The sequence below is a fragment of the Gordonia sp. NPDC127522 genome (assembly GCF_042672305.1).
Taxonomy (GTDB): Bacteria; Actinomycetota; Actinomycetes; order Mycobacteriales; family Mycobacteriaceae; genus Gordonia; species Gordonia hongkongensis.
Genome location: NZ_JBHXVK010000011.1, coordinates 67,090 through 86,643, shown reverse-complemented (window position 1 = coordinate 86,643; position 19,554 = coordinate 67,090). Strand labels below are relative to the sequence as shown.

Below are 19,554 nucleotides of genomic sequence, written 5' to 3'. Positions count from 1 at the left end.
ACCCACCGACCCGACGACGGGCTCACCCACCGGGATCGGTTGCCGACCCCGGTGGGGGTTGTCACACCGCCGGTCCGGTCAACCGGTCGGTGCCGTGAGTGCCCTTGTCCCGAGGCTCGTCGTCCGGCGCCGGGTCTACCGTCGGCTCGGCGGGCGCCGATCCGTTCGCCTGGTCGACGTAGTCGGGGTCGATCTTCTCGAGGTGTCGTATCGCGTCGGCATCGATCGCCTCGAGCTCGCCGGTCGCGATGGCGTTGGCCTGTTCCCGGACATGCTCGTCGACCTGAGCGGTCAGCACGTGGCGGGAGACGATCAGCGGATCGTGTCGGAGGTCGAGATAGAGCGACAGACACATGCCGATCATCACCACGACGAACGGCAACGCGGCGATGATCGCCATCGTCTTGATGCCGTCGAGGGCGTCGTCGCCGCTGATGGCCAGCAGCAGCGCAGCCACGACACCGGTCAGCACACCCCAGAACACGGTGAGGGGACGCGACGGGTGTTCGACGCCGCGCTGCGAGAGAGTGCCCATCACGAGGGACGCGGAGTCGGCGCCGGAGACGAAGAAGATGCCGACCAGGATCATCACCAGCGCCGAGGCCACCCCGGTCCACGGCAGGTGGGCGAGCACGTCGAACAGCGTGCTCTCACTGGCCGCAGTGGCCGGATCGAACGCCAGGGTGCCCTCGATGTCCTGATGGATCGCGGTACCGCCGAAGACGCAGAACCAGACCAGCGAGACCGTCGTGGGTACCACCATCACACCGATCACGAACTCGCGGATGGTGCGGCCGCGGCTGATCTTCGCGAGGAACAGACCCACGAACGGGGTCCAGGACACCCACCACGCCCAGTAGAAGATCGTCCAGTCCGCCAGCCACTGATGACCCTCCTCGGTCATGATCGTGGCGTCCGAGCGGGCTGCGAAGCTCGTCAGATCGGTGAAGTAGGCGCCGAGGGTCGTCGGCAGCAGGTTCAGGATGAAGATCGTCGGTCCGACGACGAACACGAACAGAGCCAGCACGATGGCGAGCACCATGTTGATGTTGGACAGCCACTGGATGCCGCGCGCGATCCCCGACACGGCCGACGCGACGAACGCGGCGGTGAGTATGGCGATGATCGCGACCAGCAGCATCTTCGTCGGCTCGTTGACCCAACCGAGGGTGTCGAGTCCCGATCCGATCTGCAGCGCGCCGAGGCCGAGTGATGCCACCGTCCCGAACAGCGTCGCGAAGATCGCGAGGATGTCGATGATCTTCCCGCCCGGGCCGTTGGCCACCCGCGGTCCGAGGAGCCGGGTGAACACCGCACTCATCAACTGGGTCCGGCCCAGCCGGTACGTGCTGTAGGCCAGCGCCAGCCCGACGACCGCGTACATGGCCCACGGGTGGAAGCCCCAGTGGAACATGGTTGTCGCCATGGCCGCGCGGATGTCGTCGGAGCCGATCTCCGGTGGCGGACTGGCGAAGTGGTAGAGCGGCTCGTAGGCACCGAAGAACATGAGGCCGATGCCCATGCCGGCACTGAACATCATCGCGATCCAGCTCACGGTGCGGAACTGCGGCTTCTCCCCGGTGCGGCCGAGCGGAATCCGGCCGTACTTGGACACGGCGAGGAACACCGCGAAGATCACGAAGCCAGTGGCGGAGAGGATGAACAGCCAGCCGAGGTTCTTGGTGATCCAACCCAGCACCTCGGTGGTCGTCGTGTTGAGACTCTCCTTGTCCCCGATCCCCCAGATCACGAACGCGATGACCAGTACCGCGGTGACCGTGAATACCACCGGGTCCAGTGTCTGCTTCGGACGCCCGGTGATCACATCCTGTTCACTTGTCATTCGTCAAGCCAATCAATCTCGGTTCAGGTATTCAAGTTCGCCCGAGCGCACGGTTGAGTATCTCAACGATCACGGGATCGTCCAGGCCCAGCTCGCGAGCGTTTTTGACATACTGCTTCGCAGCCGCGAAACCCGCGTCGAGCGCATCGTGGCGACCCGCCTTGATGAACGAGCCCTGCCGCCCGCGGGTCTCGATGACGCCGGCCGCCTCGAGTTCCCGATAGCTCCGCGCGACCGTGTTGGCGGCCACGCCGAGCCGCGAGGCGAGCGCCCGGACCGTCGGCAGACGCTCGCCGCTGAGCAGTTCGCCGGACTCGATGAGCTCGATGATGCCGACTCGTACTTGCTCGAAGGGCGGCCGGTCGGAGGCCGGGTCGATCTGCAGTGAATCGAGCGCCACCGGGGTGTCGGGGGTCACCGGATACTCCTCCTCACCGGGGATCACGGGCCAACGGACACGACATGCACCGCGGCCCACCGCGGCCCGATCCCAGTTCCCGACCCTCGATCTCGATGACCTCGATGCCGGAATCCCGGAGTCGCCGGTTGGTCTCCACGTTCCGGTTGTAGGACACCACCACCCCGGGTGCGAGGGCGAGGGTGTTGTTGCCGTCGTCCCACTGCTCCCGCTCGGCTGTCACCGGATCGAGCCCGGTGTCGATGACACGCAGTTTGGTGATGCCCATCGCCTCGGCGGCGGCGTCGACGAAAGGCCGCTCCCCGGTGATCCGGACCGCGTCGGTCGCGGCGTCGTGCACGAGGGTGAATGCGGACATGGTGTCGCGGATGTTGGGATACATCACCACGGCGTCGGTGTCGACCATCGTGCAGACGGTGTCGAGGTGCATGAAGGCGCGCGACTGCTCGATCGGCACCGCCAGCACTGTGTGCGCCAGGTGGTCGTCGAACAGACTGCGCGCCAGTGCTTCCGCCCCGGCGGGCGTCGTCCGTTCGCCGACCCCGACGGCCACCACACCGGCGGCGAGCAACAGCACGTCACCGCCTTCGATGGGCGCGACCTGCGATTCGTAGGCCCGCCGCGCCCCGGTGAATCGCGGGTGGTGGGCGTAGATGAGATCAGTCAGTGACGTCTCCCGCGCGCGGGCGGGAAGCGCGAGCGAGGTGATCGCGAACCGGCCGCCGATCCAGAACGAACTGTCGCGGGTGAACAGCAGATTCGGCAGCGGTTCGATCGCGAACTCGGGTCCGTGGTGCATCCGACGCACGAGCGAGGACCGCTCGGCAGAGGGTGTGATCGGCAGCTCGTCGAACGTCATGCCGGCCGTCAGCACGTACGCGAGGTCGGTCGGCGACAACCCCCGCAGATGGGTCGCGAGATCTTCCGCGAGGTGTGTGCCCAGCCGCCGCGCGCTCACCGCCGCGGCGATGCCCTGGATGCGGGCCGCACCGCTGTGCGCGACGGTCTCGGCGAGCAGGTCACCGAGGAGATAGACGTCGATTCCCCGCTCGCGCAGCACCTCTGCGAAGGCGTCGTGCTCCTCCTGCGCACGCCCGACCCACGGCAGCCCGTCGAACAGGAGCTGGTCGCTGTTACGCGGGGTGAGCCGGCGCAACTCGTCGCCCGGGCGGTGCAGCATGACCGCTCGCAGGGTGCCGACCTCCGAGTCGGCGCCGAGGGCGTAGTCGTAGGCGGGCGCGGTCATCGCTCAACCGTAATTCGTCGTCCGCCCGCGCACATCACTCATCGTCTGCGCGGGCCTTCGTGTCGGTCGGAGTCATCGTCGGACCGTCGCCCACGATCACCGGCGCGGTCTCACGCGCGAAGATCCACAGGACCAGCGCCACCGCGGCCACCACCCCGGTCAGCACGAACGCCGGCCCGAAGCCGACCCGATCGGCGACGAATCCCACGATCACCGGACCGGTGACGGCACCGAGGTCCGACGACATGCCATAGGCCGCCAACGCCGAACCGCCTTGCTGACGGTTGCCGAGGACATCGGCGAGAGCGGCTTGATGGGTGGGTGCGAACAGTCCCGAGCCCACCCCGGCGACCACCGACAACGCCAGTGCGACGCCCACGTTCGGCGAGAACCCGAGCGCGATGGTGGCGACGACGGTGATGACGAGTCCGGGCAGCATGATGGGCCGCCGTCCGAACCGGTCCGACAGACGGCCCGCGATCAGGATCGCCAGTACGTTGCCCGCGGCGTAGATCGCCAGCACGATTCCCGCCATTCCCGCTCCGGCACCGAGACTCTCGGTGATGAACAGCGGCACCACCGCGACCCGGACCCCCATCGACGCCCAGCCCTGGGTGAAGTTGGACGCGAGGATCGCCCGGTAGGCGCTGTCGCGCAGGGCGGTACGGAAACCGATCAGCCCGCCCGTCGGGCCGTCGGCCTGATCCGGTGCGATCACCTCCCGCAACTGGGTCGCCACCACCGTCGACGCGACGAGCAGCGCGACCGCGTACACCACGAACGGGACCCGGAGTCCGAAGCCGACCAGCGCCGCCCCGATGAGCGGACCGGTGATGCTGCCGATGAGGAACCCCGCCGAGAAGAAGCCCGACACGCGACCGCGAATGTCGCTCGGCGCCATACGGATCAGCAAGGCCATCGCCGAGATGCTGAACATCGTCGACCCGATGCCGCCGAGACCGCGGAAGATCAGCAGCTGCCAGTAGGACTGGGCGAACGCGCACGCCAGAGTGCTGGCCGCGACGATCAGCAGACCGGTCAGGTAGATGCGCCGCTCGCCGAAGACGGTGACCAACCGTCCCGTTGCGGGCGCGAACGCCAGGCGCATCACCGCGAACGCCGAGATGACCGCGGTCGCGGCGGTGAACGAGACGTTGAAGGTGCGGGCGAAGGTCGGCAGCGCGGGCGCGATGAACCCGTATCCGAGTGCGATGACGACGTTCGCCGACAGCAGCACCCAGATGCCGCGGGGGATCTGCCTCATGGCAGCTCGGGGAGGTCGTCGAGGGCCCGCGCGGTGAGGGTCCGGCCGAGCTCGATCATCTCCGAGGCCTTGTGGAAGTCGAGCGTGCGGACCGTCCGGCGAGGTACCCGGATCAGCACGTCGGGCGGATAGCCGGCGACCTGGTAGCGGGTCAGGGCCTCCTGCATGATGTCGAGCGACCGGCTCAGCACCTCCACGCGTCCCATCCGGGCCGGTTCGTCGACGCCGAGCACGGGCGCCGTCTGCTCGGCGGCCGGGACGGAGCCGGGCTCGGCCGCGGCATCGACCGCGACGGCACCGCCACCGGTCGCGGCCACCGCCGCATCGGACGCCTCGGCCTCCCCCGAGGGCATCTCGTGGCCGAGCCGGTCACGCACCGCGCGGATGAACTCGTTGTCGAGGATCGGCGCCACGTTGCGTCGCAGCAGTCCCCTGGCCTTCTGTTCGCGCGTGGCGCCCGCTTCCGGGCCGCCGTCGGAACCGATGATGACGCCGATGGTCACATCGCTGGGCACCGTCGAGGTGGGTGCCACCGGCAGCGGGTCGAGGATCCCGCCGTCGGCCAGCAGCCGCCCACCGTGCTCGTGCGGGCTGATGACGCCCGGGATCGCGATCGACGCACGCAGGGCGTCGGCGAGGACACCGCGCTGGAACCAGACCGCGCGGCCGGCGTTCAGATCGGTGGCGACCGCGGTGAACGGGACGGGCAGGTCCTCGATCGCGGTGTCCCCGAGGATCTCCCGCACCCGCAGCAGGATGCGCTCGGCCCCGATGACGCCCGGCTTGGTCAGCGAGACGTCGAGCAGCCGGACGACGTCGAGCTGGGACAGACCCGAGATCCAGTCCACGTAGTCGTCGAGTTTCCGCGCGCAGTACAGCCCGCCGACGAGAGCACCCATCGACGAGCCGGCGACGGTGACGATCTCGAACCCCCGCGCCTCGAGTTCGGCGATCACCCCGATGTGCGCGTAACCGCGGGCGCCGCCACTTCCCAGAGCCAGCGCCACGCGCGACGGTCGAGCCATGGGCCAACAGTACCGCCGCCTGTTCTGCTCCCCGACATCGCAACTGGCGGAGACGGCTACTGCTCGGTGAGGAGTCGCCGCGGCCCCGGGCCGAGTTTGTTCAGTTCGTCGCCGGGGTTGAGGAGATGGCACTCCCCGAGCGACAGGCAACCGCAACCCACGCAGGACCCGATCATGTCCCGCATGTTCTCGAGCAGCGCGATGCGCTGGTTGATGTCGTCCATCCAGCGTTTCGACGCCGCTTCCCACATCGACTTCGGGGGCGACTCGTGGTCGCCCAGTTCGGCGAGCACCTCGCCGATGACCGACAGCGGAATCCCGGCGACCTGCGACGCGCGTATGAATGCGACGCGCCGCAGCATCGCCCGGTGATAGCGGCGCTGGTTCCCGGAGGTGCGCCGGCTGAAGATCAGGCCCTGGTCCTCGTAGAAGCGGACCGCTGACGGGGCGATCCCGGCTCGCTGGGCCAGCTCGCCGACCGAGAGCTCCAGCTTCTTCAGCGTCATGGGTCGATGGTAAGCGCCACCGATGGCGTCGTCCCCGGTGCGCGACCGGGGACGACGGGCAGCGCTCACCGTGGGGTCAGGTGCGGACGACCATCACCGGACAGTCGGCGTGATGCATCACCTTCTGGCTGGTCGAGCCCAGCAGGAGTCCGCGGAAGCCACCCCGGCCGCGACTGCCGACCACGAGCAGCGACGCGTCCGCGCCCGCCTCGTCGAGCAGCGCCTTCGCCGGCTCCTCGGGCAGGACGGACCGTTCGATCGTCACGTCCGGGTAGTCCTGCGCGTAGCCGGCGAGTCGCTCGGCGAGCACCTCGACCGCGTCCTGGGTCATCCGCGCCACCTCGTCGGCGCCGATGCCGTATCCGTGGAGCGCGTCCGCGTCGAGTGGGGTCCACGTGTGTACCGCGCGGAGCGGCACATTGCGCAGCGAGGCCTGCCGGAACGCCTCGGCGACCGCGGCATCGCTGACCGGTGAACCGTCGACCCCCACGACCACCGGTCCGTCGGGGTTGCCCTCGGCGGCGACGACCGTGACCCGGCCGTGTGCGTGAGCGGCGACACTGGTGCTCACCGAACCCAGGAAGAGGCCCTTGACGCTGCCGAGACGGCGCGTGCCGACGACGATCATCGCGGCGTCCTTGCCCAGCTCGAGCAGCACGCGCGCGGCGTCGCCGTCGACGATCGAGGTGGCGACCGTCACGCCGGGTGCCGCTTCTTTCGCGGCGTCGGCGGCCGCATGGACCGCGTCGGAGGCGTCCTGGCGGATGGCGTCGACGACGTCCTGCGGGATGATCAGGCCGGGGGCGTAGTCACTCGTGCTGGCGTCATAGGCACCGACGACCTTGAGGTCGAGACCTTCGGCAGCGGCCGCCCGCGCCGCCCAGTGCACCGCGCCCGTGGCCGCGTCCGACCCGTCCACGCCGACGAGTATCGCATTCATGTTGTGGCTCATCTCCTCTGATCGCGACGGCCCCTGGCGGGGTCTTCGGTTCGGCCGCGGGTCGGCCCGGGCTCGCCCCGGGCGGCCCGGTGTCGGCCCCGGCCCCCATCCTGCCCCGGCGCCGTTGCCGCGGCAATGAGTACGAGGTCCCGACCACCGTCGCTTTCTCCACGATTCGGGCGCCGTGTAACCTGGTGGACACCATGACGTCACCCCTTCCGCGGAACGGCACCAACGACTTTCGCGCAATCATGATCCACATCGGGATCACCGTCGCACTCGGACTCGGCCTGCTGTTCTCCGCGCATGCGTCGTCGGACCCCCTGCAGACCGTGTTGGTCGTCGCCTCTCCCGTCGTGGTCCTCTTGGGCGCGAGCACCATGCTGTACCGCACGTACCGGGTCTGGAAACGCAACGGTCGCTGGCAGGTGTGGCAGGGGGCGGCGTGGTTCCTGTTGTTCTTCTTCATCGTCATGCTGTTCAACTCCGCGCCGGTCCTCTTCGAATGACCCGGGCGGGGTCGACCGCCGCCTGTTCGCCCCGGTCGACGCCCCCTGGCCGGTAGAGTCGGGTCTTCCACGTGAGGTGAGGGAGGCGCCGTGTCCGTCGGTCCGACCCACGACGCACCACTTCCTTCGGGCGCTCTCGTCGGGCGTCACCGCATCGAGCGCCTCCTGCGCAGACGCGTCGCCGGCACCGACTACCTGGCGACGGCCCCATATCCGGGGGCGCCCGCCGAGCGCGTGCTGCTCACCGTCGTGGACCGGGCCGCCTCGGCCATTCCCGCGTTCCGCAACTGGTTCCCGGATGCGATCGAAAAGGCTTCCGCGATGGCGCATCCCGGGATCGCGCGCATCACCGGACACGGCGTCGCCGACGGCCGCGCCTGGGTGGCGGTGGCTCCCGTGCCCGCCTCCGACGCCGCCCTGCTGATCCGGCGCCACCCCGACGGCATCGACATCGATCTGGCGGTGCGCATCGTCACCGTCGTCGGCGAGGCGCTCGACGCGGCCCATCGCCGGCGCCTGGTCCACGGCAACGTCTCTCCCGCCGACATCCTGCTCACCGGCTCCGCAAACCCGAGCGTCGCCGCGGCGTCGGTGCCCGGCGCCGTCACGCTCACCGGTTTCGGCCTCACCGCACCGACGGCAGGCGACGAGATGCCGCACCCGGCAGCCGATGTCGCCTCGTTGGGTCGTACCCTCGTCGAGATGCTGACCGGCACAAGCTCGGTCGCTCGGCACCGGGTGTCGGGAGCGGTGTCGCCGGCATTCCACGCCGTGCTGGCACGGGCGCTCGACGCCGATTCAGAACACCGATACCGCACCTGCGCGGAGTTCGTCCGAGCGGCCGAGCTCGCCCTGCACCTCACCCACTCCGACGGCGAACCACCGACCGAGGTCATCCCCGCGAGCCACCCTGACTCCGAATATGATTTCGCCGCAATGGATTCCGACACGACGGAGGTCGTGGACAGCGCGGGGGAGGCCGCCGGCGTCCCGCGCGTGTTCCAGCCCGTCGGTCACCCGGATCGGCCGACCGAGGTCGTCACCGACCGGCCGCGGCGGGCCGGGCCGGTGAACCGGCCGTCGACACCCCCACCGACGCCAACCCCGCCGGCGGCCTCCCGGTCGATGCGTCGACGACGGCTGATCGCGCCGTTCTTCGTCGCCACGGCGATCGTCGCGGTCGTCGTCGGAACGGTGATGCTGCTCGGCGCGCGCACCACACCGCCGCCGTGGCCGGCGGGTGTCGCCCCTATCGCTGCCGCCTTCCCGCAACTCCTGCCGGAGACGCCCGAGGCGTCCGGGTGGGGAGATGCCGACTGTGCGCCCGTCGTCCGCGACGGCATCGACGGGATCTCGTGCACCGACGCCGCGAACGTCGGATTCGCGGTGTGGCACACGCCGACGTCACCATCACGCGCTGCCGTCACCACCGGCCTCAAGGGCTACCCGGGGGACGAGATCAGCTGGCGCGACGGTCCGGCTTCGGCGAGCCGGGACAGCGTCGTCGACGGTTGGGTCGTCACCAATTTCAGCGGGCCACCGCATGCGCAGTACACCCTGGTGACGACGTGGCCCGGACACACCGGCCGCGAGATCCTCGACCAATGGTGGCGCACGGCGCCGCTCGGCTGACGACCGTAACCGGGACGAAAGAACCCGTTGTGTTGAAGCGAGCCCAACCACTGCTCCCTGAGGAGCGAGCTTGCGAGCGTCACCCCTGCTCCCTGAGGAGCGAGCTTGCGAGCGTCATCCTGCTCCCTGAGGAGCGAGCTTGCGAGCGTCACGAAGGGTCCTGGTGAGTCGGGTTGCGAAGACCCTTCGTGACGCGCCCTCCGCAAGCTCCAGACGCTCCTCAGGGAGCAGGGAGCACGCGCCCTCCGCAAGCTCCAGACGCTCCTCAGGAAGCAGGGAGCACGCGCCCTCCGCAAGCTCCAGACGCTCCTCAGGAAGCAGGGAGCACGCGCCCTCCGCAAGCTCCAGACGCTCCTCAGGGAGCCGAGGGCAGGTCATTCTCTCGGATTGGGGAGCAGGGGGCGAGAACCGCCCGATGACGCCGGTCGTCAGCGCCCGCGCAGCCCGTCGATCCGGCCGGCGACCTCCATCGCGGTCGACGGACGGGAGCCGGCGAGGGCCAGACAGTTGGCGATCAGGGTGCGCTCGTCGCGGTCCAGGTTCTCCGAGAGGGCCGGCGGCGTCGACAGCGCCGCCCGGATTGCCAGCAGCGGCTGGGTGTCCGGCACCTCCCCGTACACCCCGTCGCCGGTGAGGGCACGGTGCAGACACGCCCCGAGCGACCAGATGTCGGTCGCCCGCGACGGCACATCGCCGGCCAACAATGCGGGGTCCATGTACTGCACCGCCCCGGGCTGGGCGAAGCTCGTGATGGGCTCGTCGGCCGCCAGCACCCGGGCCAGACCGAGATCGGAGATCTTGCCGCCGGTCTCGGTGACCATGATGCTCGACGGCGTGACGTTGGCGTGCGCGATACCGGCTTCGTGCAAGGCGTCCACGCCGCGCGCCGCGTCCGCGATCGCCGCCAGCTTCTCGTCTCGACTGAGCTCGCGCGCCGGACTACCCAGCGAGCCGAGCGGGAAATACTCCATCGCATACATGAACTGGCCCTGCAGCACGGCGTCGTAGAGCCCGGCGAGGTAGGGCGAGACGACGGCGGCGAACGCCCGCAGTTCGCGTACCCCGCGGCGGTAGGCGTCGTCGCTGCAGACGCCGCCGAAGACCTTCACCACGACGCGGTCGGTGGCCAGGCCCAGTCGCGCGGGGGGTACGGCGAGATAGAACGTGCCGTTGCCCCCCATGCCGAGCTTCTCGAGCACCGTGAAATCCGCCAGCTGCTGCGGGATCTCGACTTCTGGCATGTCAGTGCCTCTCCGATGATGAACCGATGTTCGGACTGGACGGATCGTCGGCCGCCGTCGTGGGTGCGGACGGTACGGCCGGAGACGGGTAGAGCATCGCGACGCGGTCGCCCAGCGATTCCTCGCTCGTCTCGGTGTTGTCAACGACGGTGACCGGAACGGACACGGCCGGATCGCCTTCGTCCGATCCGGCGACGGTGAACGACACGGCGTTGTCGCGGTGCCGGCGCGGATCCTGCACCGACACCGAAACCCCCTGTTCGGCAACAGCGTTGAGGTCGGCCAGCCAGCGACGCCGAGAGCCGGATGCGACGACGGTCAGCGACCGCGACCCGAAGAGCGCCAGACCCGCGGCCATCAGCGCAGCGGTCCGGCCGCTGCGATCGTCCGCGGCGATACAGGTGATGGTGCTACGACTCGGTGCCACGGTGTCGTCGGCGGTCTCGTCGACGACGGCCACCGGAGCCGATCGCAGCGACTCCCCCAGGGGCCGGTCGCCACTGTCCACGAGGACGAGGTCGGCATTGGCGTTCTCCGACATGGCCTCGAGGTCGGCAGCCGGATCGGCGCTGAACCGGCACAGCACCGACACCGCACCCGCGCCGGTCAGCGACGCGCCCAGCTCGTTGAGCCGCTCGACGGCCGATGCGATCGCCGCGAAGTCCGGCACGACCGGGATCCCGACCTCGAGCGGGCGCACGGACCGGTCCGGGGCGGTGAGCAACCCGGCCAGGACGACGTCGAATCCGGTGGTGCAGTCCAGCATTCGCCGATGCCGCGCCCGCAGGTCGGCGGTCGTCCCGACGGGATCGCGCATCAGCACCAGGACCCGCGGGGCGGTGGCGGTGGCCAGGGCGCGACGTTCGGCGGCGGCGATGTCATTGGCCACCACCTTGTCCGGATACACCACGCGCAGTAGGGGTTCGGTCAGGATCGTGGTCACGAGCGCCATCACCACGAGCATCGCGAACAGTTCGTCACTCAGCACACCGAGTTCGCGCCCCGCGGCCAGGATCACCAGTTCGGTGAGTCCGCGCGTGTTCATGAGCACCGCGATGGCCGCGCTCTGTCTGGTGGGTATGGCGCTCGCCCGCGCGCCCGCATAGGCGCCGAGGAACTTGCCCGCGATCGCGACGAGCAGGACCAGCAGCAGCTGCCCCATGCCCGCGACGCCGATCTGGGTGAGGTCGACGTTGAGGCCGGTGACGACGAAGAACATCGGCAGCAGGAGCAGCACGCTCGCCTGCTCGAGCCGTTCGAGGATCTCCCGGTGCAGCTGTTCGGCTCCCACCTTCGGCATCACCGCGCCGAACACGAAGGCGCCGAAGATCTGGTGGATGCCGATGACGTCGGTGGCCGTCGCCGAGAGAAAGAGCCCGATCAGGATGACCGCCAGGATGTCCGGCGTGAGCCGGCCGGCGCTGTCGCGCCAGGCGATCAGCTTCGCCAGCAGTGGACGGACGACACCGAACATCACCGCGGCGTAGACGAGCGTGAGTCCGACGATCTTCGCGACCTCGAGCGGACTGCCGCCCTGGATGATGGCGATGATGAACGCCAGCAGTGTCCAGGCGAGGATGTCGTCGATGGCGGCCGCGGCCAGGCTGAACACCCCGGGAATCGTTCTCATCATCCCGCGGTCGGTGAGGATCCGCGCCAGTACCGGGAAGGCGGTGATGGACATCGCGACACCCATGAACAGCACCATCCCCAGCCGCTCGATCTCCATTCCCCCGACCATGTTGTGCGAGGGATAGAGCAGCAGGCCGAGGGCCGCGCCGAGGGCGAACGGCAGCGCGATCGAAAATGCCGAGATGCTGGCCGCCGCGCGTTCACGCCCTTTGGTCAGCCGCATGTCCAGTTCGAGGCCGACGATGAACATGAACAGCACGAGGCCGATCTGGGCCAGTGCTCCCAGCAGCGGCCGGACGTCGTCGGGGAAGAGCCACTGGTCGGGATTGCCGGGCAGGAGCCCGAGCAGGCTGGGACCCAACGCGATCCCGGCGGCGATCTCGCCCACCACGGCCGGCTGACGGCAGGCGCGCGCGATCATCCCACCCACCCGGGCGGCGGCGATAACGATCGCGACGTCGAGCAGCAGGAAGGCGACCGTGTGTTTGTCCATGACCTCGGATCCGTTCTCAGATACGGGCGTGGTGTGACTCGAAGATGAAGTGGCGCCCCCCGATCCGGACATGCGACCCCGGCACCAGCACGTGGGCACGATGCGGGAGCAGCCGGGTCTCCCGGTTGCCGCTGCTCGGATCGGTGACGAAGGTGCCGTTCGCCGACCCGAGGTCGACCAGCTGCACCGTCCACTCCACCAGCCGGATCTCCACGTGGCGGCGCGAGAGCTGACCTGTCTCGTCCTGCACGCGAATCGGTTTGGGCGAACCCGCCGGTCCACCGCCGGCCGATCCCGGTTCCCGGCCGATCACCAGGTCCTCGTCGAGGAGGAAGGTGAACCCGTTGTCGAGCAGCAACCAGCCCAGCGGGGGCCGTTCGCCCTCGACGAGGAACGTCGTCAACTGGTCCATCCGGATTCCGCAGACCCCGCACAGCCACGACTGCGGATGGTTCAGATGGCCTCGCGAACAACGGATGCCGTGCACCATGGCCCGCGACGCCTCGATCTTGACGACCTCGGTCGCGGGTTTCTGATGCTCCTCTTTGGGCAGCGGCGCGCGCGGTTCGAGCGGTTCGGCGAACGGATTCGGCGCGGGAGCCGGCTCGACGCGAGGCCGGCCGCTCGGCGGGGTGGCGTCCCGCGGCGGCCGCTCAGGTGGGTGGGAAACGTTCGGGGACAACGGTTCCGATTCGAACGGACCGCCCAGCGGAGTCGAGGTGAACGGCAACGGATCGGGTGCCGGCAGGTCGGCACCACCATCGGCGCCGGGCGCCATCCGCTCGGTCGTGCCCATCGGGTCCGGCTCCGGCGGCAAGTCGTCGAAGGGTGACCGTTTCCGGATGGGCTCGGGCGCCGGGGGCTCCGGCGCCCCGGGCTTGTCGAGATCGTCCAGGGCCTCGGTCGGTGGACCCGCGTCCGGGTCGGGTCGGGACGGTTCGACGGCCGGTTCCGGCCGCGCCGCCGCCGGTTCCGGCCGCGGCTGCGGCGGGCGCTCGGCCAGGGAGTGAAATTCGGTGCCGCGCAACCCCAGTGGGGTGTGCAGCAGCGCGCCCGCGGCGGGCACCGTGCCCTGGACCAGGTCGAAGCGCTCGTCACCGACCTCCGCGGGCTTCGTGCCGGCGAGGTAGAGCCCGAGACCCTCGAACGGCCACGGCACGGCGCGGTCATAGGAGTCGCCCGCGGGCGGCTCGATCCGCTTGCCGTCGGTCTCCCCGTACACCCGACCCGTGAGGAAGATCGCGATGCCGGCATTGTCGGGAGCCGCGAAGGCGATGTCGACAGGGTCGTCGGCGGTGGCCACCAGCTGAGCCAGCGCCCGTACCAGGTGCCGGCCCCGCCGCGGTGCCGAATCCGGCACGGCCACCGCAGATTCGATGTCGAGCAGATCGGTGAGGAAGGACGCGGGCACCGCGTCGTTCGTCAGGCACAGAAACGCCGGGGTGCGGATCACGATCCCCGCCCCGGGGATCAGCGTCACCGTCGGCGTGACGCTCGGGATGTCGCCCGGACCGGTCACAGGAATCGTCCTCCCTGGAATCGCCAGTGGGGGAAGACGGCGCGTAGTGGACCGTTGACCGCCACCCACACCAGCAACCAGGTGGTGACGAACTGGACGGTGAACACGACGGGCGACGGTTGCAGCGACTCCCGGATCAGTCCCGTGCCATCGATCACGATCCACACCAGGATGCCCTCGTTGATCGCCGTGAGGAGCCCGAAGAGCGTCGGCCAGTCCTTCTCCCAGCGGAACTGCTGCAGGAAGTGGTACAGGAATTCCCAGAGCACCCCGAGGACGATGACGGTGACGAGCACGGTGAAGGCGACCCGGTAGACGTCGAGGATCGACGGGTCCCCCGAGGAGATGAGCCACAGGAACGGGACGAGCACGATGGTCCACAGGCCGCCGAGGATGCCGAGCACCAGCACGCGGGTCTGGATTCGCCCCCACAGGGTGGGCAACATGTCAGTCGACTCCCTTGTTGTTCATCCAGCGCCACCACTGGGCGGTCGATCGCCAGGGCGTCAGTCGTCGACAGAACCCCTGGCGGGCAAGGTCGTCGACGATCTCGAGGGCGGCGATCTGCAGACCGAGGAAGGTGTCGACGCCGGGAAAGTAACCGCCGAGCGTCGCGCTGCCCGAGGCGTACAGCTTGCCGTTTCCGCTGCGTGTCCCCTTCAGCTCGAAGTCGCGTTCGACGTCCATGCGGCCGACCGGGTTGATGCCGGCGCCGGTGTGGTCCAGCAGATCACGCAGCAGGCGGTGCTCGCGGACGTCGGCTTCGAGTCCGGTGCAGTCGATCACGTAGTCGGCGTAGATCTCGAAGGTGCCGTCGGGCCGGTGGTCCTGCCGGATCGGTGCGTGCGGGTCGACCCGCACGGTGGTCACCACCCCCTGCCCGCCCGCAGCCGGCAGCAGACTCTCCGCCTTGCCGACGGCGACGCGGTACCAGCCCTCGCGCCGCCCACGGGCCAACTGCTCCTGCCAGTCGTCGCGGACAGGGGTGTTCGTCCCGCCCATCTGCTTGTACGCCTCCGCGCGCTCGTGTCCCTCGAGCTTGCGCATGCGGGCCTTGAGCTGCCCGCCCCAGACCGACTTCGGATAGTTGAAGCCCTGATAGGCCCAACCGTCTTTGCCCTTGCGCCGCATGAAGATGTGCGGGCCGTGGGGTTTGTCGTAGTACGTGCGGAAGAGGTGCACGATCTGCGTCTGGAGCCCGTACGCGTCGCGATCGTCGATGAGCCGCTGCAGGACCCGCGACGCGACGATCCCCGCTCCGCGGATCACCACGGTGCCGGGTTTGCGTTGCAGCGACTGGTAGATGTGCTCGTGCGACTCGTAGGCGTTGACGACCTTGCTGGCGTCGCGGTAGGTCTCGCGGAACGCCTGGAGATCGGGCAGGAGCTTGATCCCCGGGTATCCGATCGCGACATGGACCCACTGGCTGCGGAAGGCCACCCGCTTGGTGGGCGAAGTCCCCTGCGGCGGTGTGAGAATCGTGAAGTAGCCACCGGCGGCGCGGCGTCGGATCATCCGGACCTGACCACGGTGCAGGCACTTCAGGTAGCCGATCCGCTCGCATTCCTTCTGCATCGACTCGAATGCCTGCCCGGCCCTCGGCGTGTAGAAGTTCGCGAAAACGGGCTCCACCAGCACATTCCACAGTGGCTTGAGCTTCTTGTCCGCCCAAGCCTCCCGCACCGCGTACGACGGGAAACCCCAGATGTTGTCCGGGGTCGACGCCGAATCCGAACGCAGGCGCTCCGTGCGCGGGATCTGCGACACCCGGGTCAGGTACTCGTAGCTGTGCCAGGGCACGTCCTGGGGGCCGAGCACCGCGATCCGGTCCAGCGGCACCCCGCAGATGCGCAGATAGTCGACGGTCACGAATGACCCGATGCCCGAGCCGACCGTGACGAACGGGACGTCGACGATCGGGATGCCCGCGGCCTCGACCATCGCATCGGTCCAGATGTCGGTGTCGACCAGCCCCGGTGTCAGATCACCGACTGCACCTGCGGGCCCGGGAGCGCCTCGTCCGGGCGCCGGAACAGGCCCAGGGCCCGGCCGCGGCGCGGGGGGCGCCTGGCCGGGCATCGGTCCGGGACGAGGCGGAACGGGCGGTGGAGGTCCCGGGCGACGCGGGGAGGGCCCCGGTGGCCGCGGACCCTGTGCGCCCGGCAGTGGCCCGCCGGGGTTGGGGACGACACGCGTCGGACCGTGCGGCGGCTGAGTCACGACCGGACCCGGGTGCGTGGTACCGCCGGCAGGCCGCGTCGACCGACGCGGGCGGCATGCGTCGCGCCCCGAGAACGCCGGGACGCGTGCGGAACACGACGGGACATCGCTCCTCCAGGTGAGCAGACGCGGGCACGGATGGTGCGGTAACTCTAACCCGCGGCGATGCCCGCGACGGGGTTATATAACCCGAACGAATTACACCCGTCGCACCAGGTCAGCCCCTGAACTGCGCGGAGTCGGGCAGGTCTGCCGGTGAACGCACCGGTGCATTGTGCCGGTATCGAACGTGACATCGAGTGTTGACAAATAGCGGCTCGTCGAAATACGTTCGAGTCATCCGCTGTGGTCTGTTTCACCGGCCGAGCCGCCCACCCCGAAGGGATGCGACGATGACGAAAGCACTGACCCCGACCGACCGGGAGCACGAGGCCCCCGCCCGCTACGTGCCGCAGCACGACAAGTCCGGCAGCGACCACGATTACGACCAGGTCCTCGACGACCTGTCCGCGGCGTCGGTCCATCGCAACTTCGACCCGTACGTCGACATCGACTGGGACGCGCCGGATATGGCGATCGTCGAGAACGATCCGCGGTGGATTCTGTCCTACGAGGTCGACCCGATCGGCCGCCACCCGTGGTACCAGCAGTTGCCGCAGGAGAAGCAGATCGAGATCGGCATGTGGCGTCAGGCCAATGTGGCCAAGGTCGGCCTGCAGTTCGAGTCGGTCCTGATCCGCGGCCTGATGCAGTACAGCTTCAAACTCCCCAACGGTGCCCGCGAATTCCGCTACACCACGCACGAATCCAAGGAAGAGTGCAACCACACCCTGATGTTCCAGGAGTTCGTCAACCGAACCGGCATGGACGTTCCCGGGGCCAAGCTGGGCTATCGCCTCATCTCTCCTCTCGTTCCGCTGGTCTCGACGGTCTTCCCCACCGTCTTCTTCTTCGGTGTGCTCGGCGGCGAGGAGCCGATCGACCACATCCAGAAGGACTTCCTGCGAACCCGCGCGAGCCTGCACCCGACGATGGCCGCGGTGATGCAGCTGCACGTCGCCGAGGAAGCACGCCACATCTCCTTCGCCCACCACCTGATCCGCGAGCAGGTGCCGCAGCGCGGACGCGTCCAGCGTTTCCTGTTGTCGCTGATGCTCCCGCTGACCATGCGCATCCTCTGCGGCGCCATCGTGGTGCCGCCGCGGAGCTTCGCCAAGCGGTTCGACGTACCCGACGCGGTCATGAAGGACATCTTCTGGCGGTCACCCGAGTCGAAGCGGTTCCTGCGCAACGTCTTCGGTGACGTCCGCATGCTCGGCGAGCAGAGCGGACTGATGAACCCGGTCTCGCGCCTGCTGTGGCGCGCGCTCGGCATCAGCGGCCGCCCGTCGCGGTTCCGCAGCGAGCCCACCTACACCGCGGCCTGAACCCGAACCCCGAACGCAGGTAGAACCCGAGACCATGCCCCACGTCGTCACCCAGGCGTGCTGCGGCGACGCGTCGTGCGTGTACGCATGTCCCGTCAACTGCATCCACCCCACACCTGAAGAGCCGGATTTCAGCATTGCCGAGATGCTGTACATCGACCCCGCGACCTGCGTCGACTGCGGCGCATGTGTCAGTGCGTGCCCAGTCGGCGCCATCGTCCCGGGACATCGCCTGCCGGCTGGACAGGAACGGTTCGTCGAGGTCAACGCGACCCAGTACCACGATCCGGCCGACGGAGCCGCGCGCTTCCCCGTCGACCCGGCCCGTCGGCTGCCCCTCGCGCCCATCGATCGTCCGCGGCAGTTGGCCGTCGACACCTCGATCTCGATCGGCATCGTGGGTTCGGGCCCGTCGGCGATGTATGCGGCCGACGAGCTGCTGCGGCAGCCACAGGTCTCGGTCACCATGTACGAACGTCTCGACCGGCCGTTCGGGCTGGCACGGTTCGGCGTCGCGCCCGATCACCTGCACACCCGCAAAGTGATGGAGCTGTTCGACGACATCGCGCGCAACCCCCGACTGGAGATCCTGCTGAACACCGAGGTCGGGCGGGACCTCACCCTGGCCGACCTGCGCAACCGTCACCAGGGCGTGATCTGGGCGGGCGGGGCACCCACCGACCGGCAACTCGCGCTGCCGGGATTCGATCTCCCCGGAGTGTCCAGCGCGACGTCCTTCGTGGGTTGGTACAACGGCCATCCCGACTTCGCCGACCTCGACGTCGATCTCGACACCGAACGCGTCGTGGTCGTGGGCAACGGCAACGTCGCCCTCGACGTCGCACGCATCCTCGTCGCCGACCCGCGCACCCTCGCCGCCACCGACATCTCCCGTCCCGCACTGGCGAAGCTGCGGTCCTCGTCGGTCCGCGAGGTGGTGGTGATGGGCCGTCGCGGACCCGCGCACGCGGCCTTCACCCTGCCCGAACTCATCGGACTGGTCGACTCGGGGGTCCCGGTCACCGTCGACGCCGCCGACCTCGAAGCGCTGCCCGCACCCGCCGACCTGGACACCACGACTCGTGCCAAGCTCGATCTCCTGGCCGAGTGCGCCGCCCGCCCCGAACCCGAGGGCCATCGAATCCGATTGGCGTTCTTCGCCTCTCCGATGGAGGTGACCGCCGGTGCGGACGGCCGCGCGAGCACGTTGACCGCGGGCCGCAACCGCCCGGTCACCGACGACTCCGGAGCCGCGGTCGGCATCGAACCCACCGGCGAGACGGTGGGGCTCGAGACCGGGCTCGTCCTCACCTCGGTCGGTTACCGCGGTGTCGCGGTCCCGGGTCTCCCGTTCGACGACGCGGCCGGGATCATCCCGCACCTCGACGGCCGCGTGCTCGACGGGACCGAGCCCGTACCCGGGATGTACGTGACCGGCTGGATCAAGCGCGGTCCGTCGGGCTTCATCGGCACCAACAAGACCGACTCGGCGCAGACCGTCGCCTCGTTGCTCGACGACCTCGAGTCGAACGCGACCGAGGCCTCGGCACCGCGTCGCCGTCGGTTGCTCGGCCGACGCCTCGGCGTCGCGTCGTCCGTCGCCGGCCTCGATTGACGGACTGCTGCGCTAGATTTCAGC

16 protein-coding genes are annotated in these 19,554 nt (G+C 69.2%); 4 read left to right on the top strand and 12 right to left on the bottom strand.

Annotation, left to right across the window (positions count from 1 at the left end):
- Window positions 1-61: 61 nt before the first annotated feature.
- From ACFVHY_RS17050 to ACFVHY_RS17020, 7 genes are all read right to left on the bottom strand, one after another.
- Window positions 62-1,843, bottom strand: a complete 1,782-nt coding sequence (locus ACFVHY_RS17050) for a BCCT family transporter (protein ID WP_390273957.1) — start codon at window positions 1,841-1,843, stop codon at window positions 62-64.
- A gap of 31 nt (window positions 1,844-1,874) precedes the next feature.
- Window positions 1,875-2,261: a GntR family transcriptional regulator gene (locus ACFVHY_RS17045; RefSeq protein WP_390273956.1), complete on the bottom strand. Its 387-nt coding sequence runs from the start codon at window positions 2,259-2,261 to the stop codon at window positions 1,875-1,877.
- A 13-nt stretch (window positions 2,262-2,274) separates the two neighbouring features.
- The gene (locus tag ACFVHY_RS17040; protein WP_390273953.1) at window positions 2,275-3,507 is read right to left on the bottom strand and encodes an arginine deiminase; all 1,233 of its coding nucleotides are present in this window, start codon (window positions 3,505-3,507) and stop codon (window positions 2,275-2,277) included.
- Between the two features lie 34 nt (window positions 3,508-3,541).
- The gene (locus ACFVHY_RS17035; RefSeq protein ID WP_058251462.1) at window positions 3,542-4,771 is read right to left on the bottom strand and encodes an MFS transporter; all 1,230 of its coding nucleotides are present in this window, start codon (window positions 4,769-4,771) and stop codon (window positions 3,542-3,544) included.
- Entirely contained in the window at window positions 4,768-5,796 is a 1,029-nt protein-coding gene (locus ACFVHY_RS17030; protein WP_390273951.1) for a patatin-like phospholipase family protein, read from the bottom strand. The genes ACFVHY_RS17035 and ACFVHY_RS17030 overlap by 4 nt, the downstream gene beginning before the upstream one ends.
- A 56-nt stretch (window positions 5,797-5,852) precedes the next feature.
- Window positions 5,853-6,302: a redox-sensitive transcriptional activator SoxR gene (gene soxR / locus ACFVHY_RS17025; RefSeq protein ID WP_065630178.1), complete on the bottom strand. Its 450-nt coding sequence runs from the start codon at window positions 6,300-6,302 to the stop codon at window positions 5,853-5,855.
- A gap of 76 nt (window positions 6,303-6,378) precedes the next feature.
- The gene (locus ACFVHY_RS17020; protein WP_390273949.1) at window positions 6,379-7,242 is read right to left on the bottom strand and encodes a universal stress protein; all 864 of its coding nucleotides are present in this window, start codon (window positions 7,240-7,242) and stop codon (window positions 6,379-6,381) included.
- A 203-nt stretch (window positions 7,243-7,445) separates the two neighbouring features.
- On the opposite strand from ACFVHY_RS17020, the gene ACFVHY_RS17015 reads away from it, so the two are divergent.
- Window positions 7,446-7,751, top strand: coding sequence for a hypothetical protein (locus tag ACFVHY_RS17015; protein WP_390273946.1), 306 nt, complete (start codon window positions 7,446-7,448; stop codon window positions 7,749-7,751).
- Window positions 7,752-7,841: 90 nt separating this feature from the next.
- Window positions 7,842-9,383, top strand: coding sequence for a serine/threonine protein kinase (locus tag ACFVHY_RS17010; protein ID WP_390273943.1), 1,542 nt, complete (start codon window positions 7,842-7,844; stop codon window positions 9,381-9,383).
- Window positions 9,384-9,811: 428 nt separating this feature from the next.
- Here ACFVHY_RS17010 and ACFVHY_RS17005 read toward each other — a convergent pair whose 3' ends face one another.
- Genes ACFVHY_RS17005 through ACFVHY_RS16985 form a run of 5 tightly spaced genes read right to left on the bottom strand, consistent with a single transcriptional unit; the run spans window position 9,812 to window position 16,347 of the window.
- Window positions 9,812-10,624 (bottom strand): protein kinase, encoded by an 813-nt coding sequence (locus ACFVHY_RS17005; protein ID WP_390273941.1) that lies wholly within the window; start codon window positions 10,622-10,624, stop codon window positions 9,812-9,814.
- Between the two features lies 1 nt (window position 10,625).
- Entirely contained in the window at window positions 10,626-12,749 is a 2,124-nt protein-coding gene (locus ACFVHY_RS17000; RefSeq protein WP_390273938.1) for a cation:proton antiporter, read from the bottom strand.
- A 16-nt stretch (window positions 12,750-12,765) separates the two neighbouring features.
- Complete coding sequence (locus tag ACFVHY_RS16995) at window positions 12,766-14,268, bottom strand: FHA domain-containing protein (protein WP_390273936.1); 1,503 nt, start codon at window positions 14,266-14,268, stop codon at window positions 12,766-12,768.
- Window positions 14,265-14,714: a hypothetical protein gene (locus ACFVHY_RS16990; RefSeq protein WP_390273934.1), complete on the bottom strand. Its 450-nt coding sequence runs from the start codon at window positions 14,712-14,714 to the stop codon at window positions 14,265-14,267. Before ACFVHY_RS16990 ends, ACFVHY_RS16995 begins: the two co-directional genes overlap by 4 nt.
- A gap of 1 nt (window position 14,715) precedes the next feature.
- Window positions 14,716-16,347: a hypothetical protein gene (locus ACFVHY_RS16985; RefSeq protein WP_078112165.1), complete on the bottom strand. Its 1,632-nt coding sequence runs from the start codon at window positions 16,345-16,347 to the stop codon at window positions 14,716-14,718.
- Between the two features lie 533 nt (window positions 16,348-16,880).
- On the opposite strand from ACFVHY_RS16985, the gene ACFVHY_RS16980 reads away from it, so the two are divergent.
- On the top strand, window positions 16,881-17,915 hold the full coding sequence (locus ACFVHY_RS16980) for a diiron oxygenase (RefSeq protein ID WP_078112166.1): 1,035 nt from the start codon (window positions 16,881-16,883) through the stop codon (window positions 17,913-17,915).
- A 34-nt stretch (window positions 17,916-17,949) separates the two neighbouring features.
- The gene (locus ACFVHY_RS16975; protein WP_390273932.1) at window positions 17,950-19,530 is read left to right on the top strand and encodes a 4Fe-4S binding protein; all 1,581 of its coding nucleotides are present in this window, start codon (window positions 17,950-17,952) and stop codon (window positions 19,528-19,530) included.
- Window positions 19,531-19,554: the final 24 nt, after the last annotated feature.

Coding starts and splice junctions, on each gene's coding strand:
- ACFVHY_RS16985 (WP_078112165.1), bottom strand. CDS start 16,347: ATGCCCGGCCAGGCGCCCCCCGCGCCGCGGCCGGGCCCTGGGCCTGTT.
- ACFVHY_RS16990 (WP_390273934.1), bottom strand. CDS start 14,714: ATGTTGCCCACCCTGTGGGGGCGAATCCAGACCCGCGTGCTGGTGCTC.
- ACFVHY_RS16975 (WP_390273932.1), top strand. CDS start 17,950: ATGCCCCACGTCGTCACCCAGGCGTGCTGCGGCGACGCGTCGTGCGTG.
- ACFVHY_RS17030 (WP_390273951.1), bottom strand. CDS start 5,796: ATGGCTCGACCGTCGCGCGTGGCGCTGGCTCTGGGAAGTGGCGGCGCC.
- ACFVHY_RS17035 (WP_058251462.1), bottom strand. CDS start 4,771: ATGAGGCAGATCCCCCGCGGCATCTGGGTGCTGCTGTCGGCGAACGTC.
- ACFVHY_RS17050 (WP_390273957.1), bottom strand. CDS start 1,843: ATGACAAGTGAACAGGATGTGATCACCGGGCGTCCGAAGCAGACACTG.
- ACFVHY_RS17040 (WP_390273953.1), bottom strand. CDS start 3,507: ATGACCGCGCCCGCCTACGACTACGCCCTCGGCGCCGACTCGGAGGTC.
- ACFVHY_RS17015 (WP_390273946.1), top strand. CDS start 7,446: ATGACGTCACCCCTTCCGCGGAACGGCACCAACGACTTTCGCGCAATC.
- soxR (WP_065630178.1), bottom strand. CDS start 6,302: ATGACGCTGAAGAAGCTGGAGCTCTCGGTCGGCGAGCTGGCCCAGCGA.
- ACFVHY_RS17005 (WP_390273941.1), bottom strand. CDS start 10,624: ATGCCAGAAGTCGAGATCCCGCAGCAGCTGGCGGATTTCACGGTGCTC.
- ACFVHY_RS17000 (WP_390273938.1), bottom strand. CDS start 12,749: ATGGACAAACACACGGTCGCCTTCCTGCTGCTCGACGTCGCGATCGTT.
- ACFVHY_RS16980 (WP_078112166.1), top strand. CDS start 16,881: ATGACGAAAGCACTGACCCCGACCGACCGGGAGCACGAGGCCCCCGCC.
- ACFVHY_RS17020 (WP_390273949.1), bottom strand. CDS start 7,242: ATGAATGCGATACTCGTCGGCGTGGACGGGTCGGACGCGGCCACGGGC.